This window comes from Pontibacter diazotrophicus (assembly GCF_003367245.1).
Classification (GTDB): domain Bacteria; phylum Bacteroidota; class Bacteroidia; order Cytophagales; family Hymenobacteraceae; genus Pontibacter; species Pontibacter diazotrophicus.
The window spans coordinates 39182-52350 of sequence record NZ_QRGR01000021.1 but is presented as its reverse complement, the minus strand read 5'-3'; the positions used below and the strand labels follow the sequence as shown (position 1 = coordinate 52350).

Sequence of the window (13169 nt, the reverse complement as noted above, 5' to 3'; positions counted from 1 at the left end):
GGTTATAGACTGAAACTGAAGAGGCTTTTAAGCTTTGCACTCATCTTGTTTCGTATCAGGTTATTAAAATTTCGCTTGTCCGACTCAATGTCCCGAATCACAAAGCGGGGGTGTCGTAGCGGAAACGTCATCTCTTTCTCCGGAATCTCCTCTTTCTTATGATGTAGCTGAAAGGTATGCGTGGCATCCTCATCGAAGCCAATATTACGCACAAGGTTTACCTCGGGCACGATGCAAAGGCCTGCGTTGCTATATACTGCAAATTCCCACTGATAGTCCCATACGTCTCCTTTCTGGATGTTAGAAAAAGTTTTCTCCAACTGGCCCAGGCGGTACTTTTCCTCAAACTTGTTCAGAAAAATCCCGTTCAGGTAGCCTTTCTGCTTTACTTCCGGATAAGTACCTAAATTAAAATCAAAGAGCTGCCACGCACGGCGCCAGGTGGCCCAGCCCCAGGCATTCACCTTGTCAGAGAAGTAGTAAGAATAGTCATTGTCGCGGCGCCAGCCACCCAGGTTGTTGTTGCCACTGATGTGCATGATGCGGGTGTCATGCTTATGCCTTTCCAGCATTTCCTGGCAAAACCAGAAAAAGCTCATAGAGGGTATACAGTCATCCTCTAATATGATGCCGGTCTCTTCGTGTTCAAAAAGCCAGGAGATGGAACGGGAGGGGGCTATGCCGCAGCCAAGGTTCTGGTCCTGGAACAGTGTTTTTACTTCACAGTCCCAGTCCACTTGTTCTACAATGCGGCGGGTTTCGGCACAGCGTTCAGCATCTGTTGTGACGTGCTGGCGCGGGCCATCGGCAGCTACATAAAGCTTTTTAGGCTTTACCTGCCGGATGCGTTCAAAGACCTTTTGGGCCGTTCGTGCCCGGTTGAATATAATGAACAACACCGGGGTGTGCAAAGGTTCTTGGGGTATAGGAGCACTCATACTAATAATAAGGGTTTGTATATATACTTGTACTTCTATTTAAGAGAAGAGGTTGTGTTATTCAAGTAGTTTGCAGCACGGGTTGCCGCGCTATACGGCGGGCTTTCATACGCTGCCCCGACGCTCTTATGTAGCTCTGATGAGAGATGTCTTCTTCCTCAATGGCGGCAATGGCCCAGCCCAGCATGCCATAGAAGAAAACGGGTAATACATAAGAAATCCCGAATATGAAGCCGCTGCTCACAAACGACACCAGTATGATCTGGTTAGAGGTAAGAGACTTTTTCCTCATTGCCTTTAGAATCGGGTAAAGTGCTATGAGCAGGTACAACGCAAAGCCAACCAAGCCGGTATAGAAGAAGATCTCTACATAAAAGCTGTGGAAGTGGTGCCCGTTGCCATCCTCAAACACAGGCGCGTCAATATCGTCGCGCCAGAACTGGATCGGAAGTTCAAAGCCGTCGAAGCGCATGCCCAGCAGGAAGTTCTCCTGGATTAAGGGCAGGTACGACATCCACTGCTGGTAACGCCAGCCGCCTGTGCCCTGGCTCTCGAAGTTCTCTATATCTGAAAAACTTTCCTGCACCTTATCAACAATCTCAGGATGCGCTGAAAGTATAAACCCGCTTGCGATTATACTCATTATGCCAACCAGTGTACCAACCGGCAGCAGTTTGGCTATAAAGTTGATGGGCTTATCGGTTTTGAACCGGACGAGGAAGTAGTAGACCACCAGTACAAAGGCCGTAGAAATCCAGACGGTGCGATGCTGGAAGAAGAAGATCGCAAACAGTACAAAAAATGCCCAGAAAAGGCTTGTGAATTTTCCCTTGTAAAAGTAGTTGCTCAGAAAGTACAGAAAGGGCACCACCAGCATGTATACGGAATTAGAGTACACGCCGCGCTCGTGGCTTGTAAAAGCAGACACGCTGAGGGTGTGGGGGTTAATGAGCAGTACATTTAACCAGAAGCCGCCAAGGATAAACCAGACAACGTGCTTCATTTTGAGGTGATAGTTGCCTTTGTAGTACGTATAGATGAAGAAGCTGTAGGCGAAGATAAGGACCTTCACAAACACGTGCGGATAGATCATAAAAGAACCATACACATACTTAGACTCGAACACCAGCGCCGCTACATACAATACCAGCAGGAAGAAAGCTAACTTCATGTACTTCGACATTCTTTTGAAGTACAGCACACAGTACATGAAAGATATCCCTGCCATTCCTTTCATGAGCATGTTAAGCAGCGCACCCTGTCCTATTTCATCGTTAGGTACAGCTATCTGCATAAACATATCGTCCATGAGCAGGATCAGGGCCAGCGGTATAGCAAACAGAAAGGTATAGTTCAGCTTCATGTACAAACTTGTTAAAACTTACAGTTTCACCGGATGAGGCTTGGTTGCGGCTGCAGGAGGCGTTATAGCGTGAATCGGTTTGCCCAGAATGTCTGCGTAACAAGCTAAGTGCTGCTGTATTACCACATCCTCCGAGTAATTATTATGGGCAAACGAATATGCTGTTTCTACAAGTTGCTGGCCCAGTTGTTCGTCCTCTACCAGCTTTAGTACACACTGTGCCACGGCTTGAGGTGAATTGATGTTACAGAGCAGGCCAGCATTGCCGTTATCCAGCAGCGTAGGAATATATCCGCTGCTGTTGCCACCTATAACAGGCGTTTTTGCTACCATTGCCTCTAACAGCACCATTCCAAAAGACTCTTCCCGGGCAGTATGTAACAGTAGTTTAGCGTTAGCGATTGTTTCCAATACAGTGTTATACGGCTGCAAGCCAATAAACTTAACGCCTTTTTCCAGGTTGTGCTGCCGAGCGTATTGCTGAGCCAGCCCGCCGGGTTCCATGTCTGCTCCTAGCAGATGGTACTCCAGTTCAGGGTGCTGCTTCCGAACGATAGCGAAGGCCTGCAGTGCCGTCTCAATATTCTTACGGTGAGAGAAGCCCATGGCCACCGAGGTGATATAGTTCCCTTTGCGGGAAGGTGGAGGTAGTATTTCCTCCATCTCCGAGGTAAAGAAGTTGTTGATGATACGGGTTTTCTTGCGGGTGCCCCTATCCAGCATGTTATAAGTGTAGCTGGAGTTAGCAATCAGGTGTTTAGCCTTTGTTACCACGATGTAGTTGATGGCCCAGCGTACCAGCCGGAACATGTCTTTGTGTTGCAGTAATATCTGTAAGGCCACATCGTGCAGGCTGACCACTGTAGGAATGCCGCTCCGCAAAGCCGCCCAGGCATATTCATAAGACCAGAAGGCACTGATAAAGTCGCAGGGGTTTTCTTTTATAAGCTGCTGTAGCTCTTTTACCTCATACTGAAAGAACCTGCGCCCGGGCTGTGGCTTCTGACGGCCCACACAAACGGTAACTTGTTCTGTTTTCAGCACAAGAGGCTCCTCTATCTCGGTTGAGTTAGTATAAACTATTACCTTATAGCCACGCTTCAGTAAACCATTAACAAAATAAGTTGTTAGCGGAACAGCATGTCCGTGTGGTATATCGGCTTCTGAGTGGTCCCAGTTTAGCATTTTCAGGTCCACGGGCCCACAAACTCCTATTGTCATCATTTATAATGTGTTTCTGTTTCTAACGGGAAGCCAGGCACTGTGGCTAAGCCTCCTTTAAATTTTGTGATTTATACTTGTGGATGATGCGGCTGTACGGGCTGTTGCCGTCTCCGCCAAACCCCATTTTAGTGAGCATCATTTGCAGCTCCGTGCGCAACAGCCTATGCGGGAAGAGCAGCGTGAGCACCAGCAACAGCACAGCCCCTGTTATCAGCTGAGCGGTAAAGGTGACCACTACCGGCGCACCGGCACTTCGCAGCAGCGAGCTTACCAGGTAAATTCCCAGGGCCACCAGCACGCCATTTATCACACCGGGTAGGTAAATGGATATCTGCTGCAGGTAAGAGAGCTGCAATACCTGGTGCATCACGCGCTGGTACAAGGCTACACGCACCAGTTCACCTATCAATACAGCAAAGGCAAAGCCCACCAGCCCATATGATCGGAGCAGGAAGAACAAACCTCCAATTACGAGTACAAAGACTATATTGAGCACGATCTTCACGTTGAGTACGGCCTTGGCATCACAAACGATACCGGCAAACATGGTGATAAAGCTAAGCGCTATGGCCAGGCTCAGCACCTGCAGCACCGGCACCGACTCTCCCCATTGTTCACCTAAGAGGATGCGCACCAGCTCCGGCGCCGCCACCGATATGCCCAGGCAGGCCGGAATAACAATGGCTGCCAGGAGGGTAATACTGGAGAGGTAGATTCTGCCCAGCTTCTGAATGTCGTTCTGGATTTTGCTGAAGCTGGGGAAGACAACCTTTGAGAAAGTGCGCGTGAGCATATACATGGGCAGGTTCACGAGCATGTAGGCGCGGTTATAGAGACCCAATTTATAGGAGCCAAGCACACGGCCAATCAGGATGGTGCCAAACTCCTGGCTCAGGAACTCCAGAAAGCTGATTAACGACATGCGGCTGCCATAACTGAACAGCGGCTTGTAATGTGCCCAGCCAAACTCAAGCGCCACACTATGACGGACCGTGGCATAGGTTCCGATGGCCGTCAGCGTTGCCTGCAGCAGAGTAGCGTAAATCAAACTCCAGACCCCAAAGCCGAGATACGCCAGTATGATACCCGCGCCAAGGTAGGAGATTACGTAAGAGATTATCTCTATAACACTGATAATCTTGAAGCGCATTTCGCGCTCCAGCAGGCTGAGAGAGGTAACAGACATACCATTTACCAAAAAAGACAGCGCCATCACCCGCACAATAGGGGCCACATCAGGGTTTTTGAAAAAATCAGCGGCAAGGGGGGCAGCCAGCCAGGTAACAGCCGTAAAAAGCAGGCCCAGTAGAAAAGAGGCTGTAAAGGCCGCTCTGATATGCTGTGGCTCCAGTTCCTCCTTCTGGATCAGGGCCTTGGTAAGGCCCATGTTGGCAAAGTAGCTACCGAAGCGAAGGATCACACTGGAAATCGCCACCAAGCCAAAAGCTTCGGGAGCCAATAATCTGGCCATTGCCGAAGTATAGCCGATCTGCATCACGGCATTGGCAATGGTTGATGCTGATCCCCACTTTAAACCGTTGACAGCCTTGGAGGCTAAATTATTACTCATGTGTTACAAGTTCATAAAGGTAGCGAACAGGGCGCAGCATTTATGCCAAAGGCCGCTCCCTGTTCGGTGTATGTTAGCAGTTTACAAGCTTAGGCGTAATAATAGTGCCCTTTGCGCTTGTAGCCGTACTCGTAGGTTTTGTTGTAGTCCAGGTCATTAATGACCATGTATATGTTCTTCAGCTTCTTTGCAGCATACAGTTCGTTAACCTGGTCCAGCATGTCTTTGTTGGTGTACTTGTGCTTTACTACATACAGGCTGGTGTCAAGGTGCCGCATCAGGATAAAGAACTCAGAAACAAAGCCTATCGGTGGTGTGTCAATCACGACATAGTCGTACATATCTTTCAGCGAGTCTATAAGCTCCTGCATCCTCGGAAGCTCAAGCAGGTGTATGGCGTTATCCGGAATCAGGCCACATGGTATGATATCCAGGTTTTCTACCTCAGTTTGCTGAATAACCCCTTCCAGCGGCAGTCCGTTTGTCAGGTAGGAGGAAAGTCCACTGTCGTTTTTCGTATTGAAATATTTTTCGAAAGTAGGCTTCCGCATATCCGACTCTATCAGCACTACCTTTTTGCCTGATAAAGCAAGTTCTGAAGCAAGGTTAACAGAACAGAACGTTTTACCTTCACCCGATACAGACGATGTTACGCCTATCACTTTTAAATTGTCACCTGCCAGCAGGTACTGCAGGTTAACCCGCATCGACCTGAAGGATTCTGCTATAGCAGACCTTGGGTTGTTTTTTACGGCCAGTTTGTCGTCTACTGTGCCATGCGCGATTACGCCGAGAAAGGGGATTCTTGTGATAGCAGAAAGGTCATTCTTGCCTTGTATTGTGTTGTCCACATTATCCATCAGCGCAATCACTACGGCGGGTATTGCCAGGCCCATCAGCAAGGCCAGCATGTAAATCAGCTTGGGCTTTACATTTACAGGGCCATTGCCTGCCAGGGAGGCTTTATCTACTATTTTCTTGTCTGTAGCATTAGTAGCTAAGGCTATGGCAGCCTCTGCCCGTTTTTCGAGCAGAAAGCTATACTTTTTATCTACGAATTCGGCCTCGCTTTGCAGGTCCATTAACTTTCGCTCATTCTCGGGTAAGGCCGCCAGCGTGGATTCAATGCCTGTAATACGTTGGTTCACATCATTGATAGACACATCAGCAGACCGTACCATGTTTTTTAAATTGGCAATGATAGCACTACGTGTGTTGTTTATCTTGCCTTCAAGCACCTTTAGCAGAGGGTTGTCTTCTGTGGAGTTCACCCTGTAACCCGCCTTTTGTTTATAAAGCTCTGACAGGTCCGCAAACAGGTTGTTCAGGTTAGGGTTTTGTAAGCTGGCAGAAGCAGGAGAAACAGACTCCGTTATACCATCTCCATTCTGAACCTGTTCCAGAATATTCTGGAAGTATATTTTATCCGTGACTAATTTAGCCCGGTCACTTTCCAGCCTTGTCAGCTTTTCATAATTCTGGTTAGACTGCACGTTGATGTTAGCCAGGCGATTAGTAGACCGGAAACTGGAAACAGCCTGCTTGCTTCTTCTGAGGGAATCTGTCAGAACAGCCAATTGGCTATCAATAAAGTCGAGTGTTTTACGGCCGGTTATGTTTTTATCTTCCAGGTCCCTGAATACATACTCCTGCATCAGTGCATTCAGGAAGCGGATTTCTTTTTCCGGAATACTTCCTTCACTAGTTAGCTCCAGCACCCTTGATTCCCGCTCAATTGGTCTGATTTTAAGGTTTTTCTGCTGTTGGCCTACCAGTTTGTCCATACTGTTGATTACAAAGTAGTACTTTTCTCCAGGCTGGGGATCCATGTATATTATCCTTGACAGCTTAAAGCTCATGTACTTGTCCTTGTAAGGCTGGTCAAACTCCAGCACTTGTTTAATGTCAACCTTAGGGATGAAATCTACCACTGTATGGTTGCTGAAATCATACTGCGCTACATCCTTAGCTTCAGCAGTTATTTCAAACTTGTTGTCCGGTAATACTTCTACAACTATAGGGATATCTACCAGTTGGTAAGCTGATGTGTCAAGATCAACTTCATAAGGGGCATCCTGGTATTGCTCTTCTACCACAAGGTCGGTTATGCTGTTAAGCCAGTGATCGGTTACCTTATAATAGGAAACAGTATAATCAAGGTTCTTTAGAGCCTGCCTTATCATCTCTGCAGACTGAATAATACCTATCTCGTCTTCTACCTTAATGCCCTTGTTCTGTGAATCCAGAATTGCCAGCAGCTCCTGGGCCTTTTTGGAGCCGGTTTGCTGATCACCTAACAGAAGCGTTGACTTAAAGCTATAGACACGTTGGGTTTTTTGTACGAAGACATAGGCTATAGCCAGAAAAACCAGAACACAGGCTGCAAAAACGTACCATCTTGTTTGAAACTTAAAGAGCCAGCTCCTGATATCTATGACATGATCTTTATTGTTTTTTTTCATCTGATGATTATCTCAGGAAGTTTAAAAGTAAAGCAGCGGTAGAAACCGCACCAAATACAGCATTAAGTACTATTAAGTTGTCGCGCCGTAGCTGAGTCTGTCTTGGTTCTACGTAAATTACATCATTAGGCATTAAGTAGTAGTATGGCGACTGCACGACATCTGCAGCGGTAAGGTCCAATAGAACCACCTCGGAACCACCTGGGGTCTGACGGATCAGCTTTACATTATGACGGTTCGCCCCCTGTGTCAAGTCACCTGCCAGGCTTAGTCCCTCGAAAAGGTTAGCCTGCTCATTGTATACATAAAAATAACCAGGGTTACGTACTTCCCCCAGTACACTTATTTTAAAGCTGATAAGCTTTACTACTACAGTTGAATTTGTAATGTATTTGTTCAGGTTACGCTGAATGAGTTCCTGAGTTTCAGAAGTGGTTAGGCCTGAAACTTTTAGTTTGCCAAGGGTAGGCAGTTCAATATTGCCCTCTTCATCAACAGAATATCCACTAAGGTACATACTACCCTGGTCCGCCACTCCAAAGGCATTGGTTGGATTGGTGATGTTGAAAAGCTCCGACATCTCAGGCTGCAGGCTGAGGACTTTGATAGATAACACATCATTGGACTGCAGCTTGTACAGTTTGTGTACTGTTGGTACTAACGTTGGGGAATTTTCTTTAAATTGTTGACTCTGCATGTAAACTAACTCTCTTTTAGTCATGCAAGATGTAGCTAACGCCAGAAGGAGGAGAAAGCAAAGGTAATTTCTCATGTTTATTTATTAAGGGTGACTTACGTGACTCTGAAGATTTTTTCATCTTCAGAGCATGTTTAAAATTTATCTTTCGGACTACAAATGTGCGCTTACAGAACCTGACTGCTGCTATTACACTCAAAATGAGCCTTGCCAGAACCTGTAATCACTTATTTTCGCTTTCAAAAAAATTAAACATGCTCTTAGTAAGGTTCTTACTTCACTAATAAAAACCAATGTGCTTAGTGTTATAAATTGCTTAATTCATATATACTTATTATAGCCAAAAAAGATACTTTGTAACCAAAAAAGTTATTTGTTTTGGCTGCGGCGCTGATTTTATTATCAATAGAACTGTTTATGCATTGCTTCCGGACGGCAATAGGTTATTTTGATAAGCCGGTTCTTCTGCTGTTTGAATTTGTTTATTTTGGTATATGTGGCTGATAATTAATGTGTAATGATTCTTTGTGTGATGGCTGAAAAAATATGCTCCTGATGTTAATGTAACAAAGAAGACATTTCTTTTGAAGGGATGTCTGATGCTTATAAACATTGAAACCATGAAGCCATTTTGTGTGTATGCTCTTCGTTATGCCATCAAATAATAATCACCTGTCAATGTATTAAGGAGAAAGAGATAGCTTCTTACGTGTTAATGTAAAATTTAGATAGGCTTCCCAGTTCTTTTGAGGCTTTCACTTTTACTTCCAGGACCTGGCTGGTCTGCTTAAGAAAGCACGTGTTTATTAAAATAAACATTCTGATTGAAAGGAGTGGTGTAAAATGAATGACTATAACTATATAAGAAGGGTTTAATATTAAATATCAAAGATGTAGAATCTTTAATGTAATAGTCTTCGTACACACCAATCGAATTAGGGATTTTGTCTGTCTTAAAGATTATTTTTCACTCAACACATTTTTTAACCAATGAAAAAACTCTTATTAGTACCCTGTCTCATGGCTCTGTTTTTAACAGGCTGTAACGATGATGACGATCCTGCTGTGCCCACTCCTGAGCCTGCCATAGCTCAGTTAGTTAAAGGACAGTGGTCTAACAACTTTACCTCAGAGGAATATTATGATTTAGACGGCAATGTGGTGTATGCCGATTCAGCCGATGTAGATGTACGATTTAATTTTAAGGGAAACAATGTTGATATAAGCCATCCTGGTGTGGAAGGCGTTGATACATGGGTATATACGTTTCCTAAACAGGATAATGAAAACTACATATACCTTTCGCAAACCGGGAAAACATCTGTTGGCTATGATATCCTCCATATGTCGGCAGACTCGATGGTTTGGATGAATGAGATCCAGTGGGCCAGCTACGATGATGGTTCCGGAGAAGAAACATCTGCGAAAGGGGTGTATATTTACAGATTTATCAGGCAGGAATAGAGTTCAATACTTAAAAATACTCTGAGATAAAAGAGATACGTGTTCCTTCTTCATACTCTATAAGAAGAGAATGTGAAGTAGGAACAGCCCTTCACCCTATTCATCCATAAGAAAGGCCACCTTCATATACTTGTGCATGTATATGAAGGTGGCCTTTCTTAAGGATAAAATGAAACGTTTTAAAACTAAGAGAAGCAGCTATCTATTCAATCCATCTGGTGCGGCGCTGTTTGACAGCAGTCTGCTGCTGGTGCTGTTGCTGCAACAGGCGGATACTGTCTTTCGGGTGACGCACAATTTGTTGCGCGTAACCGTTCATATGCTCCAGAATAGCTCCTTTTAATTTCCAGCCTTGCGGGATAAAACCTGCTACTTCTGATGCTAATATTTCTAATGTCGGGGCGATTATGATGTTATATTCCATGACCTTGGGTGCTAACTATAGGTCTAATGTAAGGAATAAAAATATAACTTGTATGGTCGTGCTACGGAAAAATTTACAAAAAGTTTACAAACTTGCAAATTTTCATGTATTGGTCTGAATATTTATACTTTTGCCAATAGTTTAAAAGGGTTTGAAGGTATATGATAAAAAAAAAGTGGAGTTGTTAAATAAATGGTTGTTATGTGTGAAGCGGAAAAGTGCACAAAAATGGTGCTTTTTCACTAAATTGTCATAGTTAATGATTCGATGAAAAAAGCCCGCTTCAGGCTAAAGGCTGCAGTTTAACGGTGAAGCTGGTGAGGCCTGCCTCAGAGCTTAAGGAGAAGGTAAAGCCGTGGTTAACGAGGATATCGCGCACCATTGTAAGGCCAATGCCCTGGCCATTGTTTTTGGTTGTGTAAAAGGGTGTAAAAAGATGCTGCTGCACCTCATGGGGGATTCCCTCGCCGTTGTCTGTGATGGATAGCTGTGGCGGGTTGAGCTGCGTCCGGATGCTGATTTCCCCTTCCTCTCCTATAGCCTCCATGGCGTTCTTCAGAATATTAAGCACTACCTGCTCCATCTGCTGCTCATCTATCGGAATGACAAGGGGCTGTGACGCTAGCTGCCAGGTGCAGCTGATGTGGCGCTTCTCCAGTTGCGGTTGCAGCAGGCGCTGCAGCCTCTGCAGGAGAGTATGTAAATCTTTGGGAGCCTTTTTTGGCTGAGGCAGGCGCACAACTTCCGCAAAGTTGGCCATAAAACGGCTCAGGTTGGCGTTACGGTCGATGGCTACCTGCAGCACATGCTCAAAATCAGGCTGGTGCTCCGGCTCCAGCTGGGGCGTATAGTACTGCAAAGAGTCTAATATGGAGTTGATGGCCCCGGTGGTGTTGTTTACTTCATGCGACATCACCCGGATAACCTTCTCGTAAGCCTGTCGCTCATTTTGGAGAATGGCCTCCGTTAGTTCCTCTATCAGGATAAAGTAATGCTGAAAACCACGGTCCAGGAAGTGGGCGCGGTGGCAGCGATAGGTCCAGGTGCCATGCAGGCGGAAGGTGGTGGACTGGCCGGAAGAAAGGTGCACTAACTCCTTTGCCCAGTTCTGCGGCAACTGGCTTACGTGTTTCCCCAGCAGAACCTGTGCTTTGTGCTGCAGAAAACGCTCTGCCGCCGGGTTCACGCTTTCTACCTGGTTATCGAAGCCCAACAGAATAATGCCGGCAGGGGAGGCCTGTATCAGCTTCTCCAGTAAGAAATGTTTTTCTGCCTGCCCCACACGTTCCTTTCGCAACTGGTCTATCATGCGGTTGTACACAACTACCAGTTCGTCCATGTCCTGCTGGCCCACTGCCATGAATTTTGTAGAGAAGTCCTTGTCCCGGATAGCTTCTATCCCTGCTCTTATAAGTTTTAGCGGCTTAAAGAATGCATAGTATAACTGCACCGTCACCAGCACCGAGATTAGTATAACCAGCTCCATCCCCAGGAAGAGGAATTTGTTTTCCTGCAAGAGGTACCAGGCCATTATCCCCAGCAGGGTGTGCACGAATGCGGCAAACAGCAGAAATTTAGTCCGCAGGGTCATAGGGGATTTTGAATTTGTCGAGGCGGCGGTACAGGGCGGCACGGCTTAAGCCCAGTGCCCTGGCTACTTTGCTGATGTTGTTGTGGTAAAAGTCCATCGACTTCTTAATCATCGAAGCCTCCATCTGCTCCAGCGTCATGGTGCCCACGGCAGGAAGCGTTTTATCACCCGGTTTGGCAGGGCTCTGTTGCGCCTGCGCCTGGAAATCCTCTGCCTCCAGCATATCACTTTCAGCCACCAGCACCGTGCGCTCCACCAGGTTCTTCAACTCCCTGATATTTCCCGGCAGCGCCAGTTCTTTCAGCCATTGCAGGGCACGGGTGCTCACCTGTAGCTCCGGGCGATGGTATACTTTTTTCAGGTTGCCCACAAAGTACTGTACCAGCAGCGGTATGTCATCAGAGCGCTCCCGCAAGGCGGGAAGCCGTACTTTTATCAGGTTGATGCGGTAGAACAGGTCTTCCCGGAACTTGCCCTCTTCCACCAGTTGCTCCAGGTTGCGGTTGGTGGCGCACACCACCCGGATGTCGAGTTTCCGGGATTTGCTGTCGCCCAGTACTTCATAGGTCCGGTCCTGCAGCACACGCAGCAGCTTTACTTGGCTGCTCAGGTCCAGTTCCCCTATCTCATCCAGGAAAATGGTGCCTTTGTTGGCCATCTCAAAACGGCCCACACGGTCGGCCTTGGCATCGGTGAAAGCACCGCGCCTGTGGCCGAACATCTCACTTTCGAAGAGGGAAGAGGATATGCCGCCTAGGTTCACTTTTACAAAGGGCTGACTTTTGCGGAGGCTGTTGCGGTGCACGGCCTCTGCAATCAGTTCTTTTCCGGTGCCACTTTCGCCTTCAATCAGGACAGAAGCATCAGTAGGGCCAATCTGGCCAACCTTCTTCAGTATCTTCAGCAACTCCTGGTCCTGGCCTACAATAAAGCTTAAATCATACTGCTGGTCCAGCTTTTTGCGTGTCAGGGCATCATCTGCATCAGCAGCCTCCTCCGACAGGCTGAGCGCTGTGCGCACCGACTGCAGCAGGTAATCGTTGCTCCAGGGTTTGGTGATGAAATCGGCGGCACCGGCACGCATACCTTCGACTGCCAGGTTGATGGAGCCCCAGCCCGTGATGAGGATAACCGGCACCGCCGGCATCAGCTTCTTAAACTGTTCCAGTAGCTGCAGTCCATCTTGGCCGGTGGTTTCAATAGAGAAGTTCATGTCCATGATCACGAGCTGGAACTGGTGGAGCTGCGCCAGTTCCAACGCCTCTTTCGGTGAGGCTGCCTCTTTGGTTTTAAAGCCTTTCTGCTTGAGCAAAAGGTTTAGAGAGGCGCGTACGGCAATATCGTCGTCTATTATGAGGATCATGAGGTGTCAGGGTACAGTATATAAATATAGGTGTTTTGTAGAAAGGAGTAAACCTGGATGGCTTTTGAAGCCA

At 46.7% G+C, this 13169-nt stretch carries 10 protein-coding genes; 1 reads left to right on the top strand and 9 read right to left on the bottom strand.

The window, feature by feature from the left end:
- Window positions 1-2: 2 nt before the first annotated feature.
- The 6 genes from DXT99_RS18110 to DXT99_RS18085 all read right to left on the bottom strand — a co-directional run bounded on the left by DXT99_RS18110 (window position 3) and on the right by DXT99_RS18085 (window position 8254).
- On the bottom strand, window positions 3-938 hold the full coding sequence (locus DXT99_RS18110) for a nucleotide-diphospho-sugar transferase (protein WP_115566998.1): 936 nt from the start codon (window positions 936-938) through the stop codon (window positions 3-5).
- 61 nt (window positions 939-999) lie between these two features.
- On the bottom strand, window positions 1000-2301 hold the full coding sequence (locus DXT99_RS18105) for an O-antigen ligase family protein (protein ID WP_115566997.1): 1302 nt from the start codon (window positions 2299-2301) through the stop codon (window positions 1000-1002).
- Between the two features lie 18 nt (window positions 2302-2319).
- Window positions 2320-3525 carry a glycosyltransferase family 4 protein gene (locus tag DXT99_RS18100; protein ID WP_246000819.1) on the bottom strand — a complete coding sequence of 402 codons (1206 nt, stop codon included), beginning with the start codon at window positions 3523-3525 and terminating at the stop codon, window positions 2320-2322.
- Between the two features lie 43 nt (window positions 3526-3568).
- A complete protein-coding gene (locus tag DXT99_RS18095; RefSeq protein ID WP_115566995.1) occupies window positions 3569-5095 on the bottom strand; it encodes a lipopolysaccharide biosynthesis protein in 1527 nt (508 codons plus the stop codon).
- An 89-nt stretch (window positions 5096-5184) separates the two neighbouring features.
- A complete protein-coding gene (locus tag DXT99_RS18090) occupies window positions 5185-7557 on the bottom strand; it encodes a GumC family protein (RefSeq protein ID WP_115566994.1) in 2373 nt (790 codons plus the stop codon).
- Between the two features lie 7 nt (window positions 7558-7564).
- A complete protein-coding gene (locus DXT99_RS18085) occupies window positions 7565-8254 on the bottom strand; it encodes a polysaccharide biosynthesis/export family protein (protein ID WP_246000818.1) in 690 nt (229 codons plus the stop codon).
- 1020 nt (window positions 8255-9274) lie between these two features.
- Here DXT99_RS18085 and DXT99_RS18080 point away from each other — a divergent pair.
- The gene (locus tag DXT99_RS18080) at window positions 9275-9718 is read left to right on the top strand and encodes a hypothetical protein (RefSeq protein WP_115566992.1); all 444 of its coding nucleotides are present in this window, start codon (window positions 9275-9277) and stop codon (window positions 9716-9718) included.
- Window positions 9719-9920: 202 nt separating this feature from the next.
- Here DXT99_RS18080 and DXT99_RS18075 read toward each other — a convergent pair whose 3' ends face one another.
- The 3 genes from DXT99_RS18075 to DXT99_RS18065 form a co-directional block, all read right to left on the bottom strand.
- Window positions 9921-10142, bottom strand: coding sequence for a hypothetical protein (locus DXT99_RS18075; protein WP_115566991.1), 222 nt, complete (start codon window positions 10140-10142; stop codon window positions 9921-9923).
- A gap of 283 nt (window positions 10143-10425) precedes the next feature.
- Window positions 10426-11733 carry a sensor histidine kinase gene (locus DXT99_RS18070; protein ID WP_115566990.1) on the bottom strand — a complete coding sequence of 436 codons (1308 nt, stop codon included), beginning with the start codon at window positions 11731-11733 and terminating at the stop codon, window positions 10426-10428.
- Complete coding sequence (locus DXT99_RS18065) at window positions 11717-13096, bottom strand: sigma-54-dependent transcriptional regulator (RefSeq protein WP_115566989.1); 1380 nt, start codon at window positions 13094-13096, stop codon at window positions 11717-11719. The genes DXT99_RS18070 and DXT99_RS18065 overlap by 17 nt, the downstream gene beginning before the upstream one ends.
- Between the last annotated feature and the right edge of the window lie 73 nt (window positions 13097-13169).

Excerpts from the sequence above, each read along its gene's own strand:
- DXT99_RS18110 (WP_115566998.1), bottom strand. The coding sequence starts at position 938 with ATGAGTGCTCCTATACCCCAAGAACCTTTGCACACCCCGGTGTTGTTC.
- DXT99_RS18105 (WP_115566997.1), bottom strand. The coding sequence starts at position 2,301 with ATGAAGCTGAACTATACCTTTCTGTTTGCTATACCGCTGGCCCTGATC.
- DXT99_RS18100 (WP_246000819.1), bottom strand. The coding sequence starts at position 3,525 with ATGATGACAATAGGAGTTTGTGGGCCCGTGGACCTGAAAATGCTAAAC.
- DXT99_RS18095 (WP_115566995.1), bottom strand. The coding sequence starts at position 5,095 with ATGAGTAATAATTTAGCCTCCAAGGCTGTCAACGGTTTAAAGTGGGGA.
- DXT99_RS18090 (WP_115566994.1), bottom strand. The coding sequence starts at position 7,557 with ATGAAAAAAAACAATAAAGATCATGTCATAGATATCAGGAGCTGGCTC.
- DXT99_RS18085 (WP_246000818.1), bottom strand. The coding sequence starts at position 8,254 with ATGCAGAGTCAACAATTTAAAGAAAATTCCCCAACGTTAGTACCAACA.
- DXT99_RS18080 (WP_115566992.1), top strand. The coding sequence starts at position 9,275 with ATGGCTCTGTTTTTAACAGGCTGTAACGATGATGACGATCCTGCTGTG.
- DXT99_RS18075 (WP_115566991.1), bottom strand. The coding sequence starts at position 10,142 with ATGGAATATAACATCATAATCGCCCCGACATTAGAAATATTAGCATCA.
- DXT99_RS18070 (WP_115566990.1), bottom strand. The coding sequence starts at position 11,733 with ATGACCCTGCGGACTAAATTTCTGCTGTTTGCCGCATTCGTGCACACC.
- DXT99_RS18065 (WP_115566989.1), bottom strand. The coding sequence starts at position 13,096 with ATGATCCTCATAATAGACGACGATATTGCCGTACGCGCCTCTCTAAAC.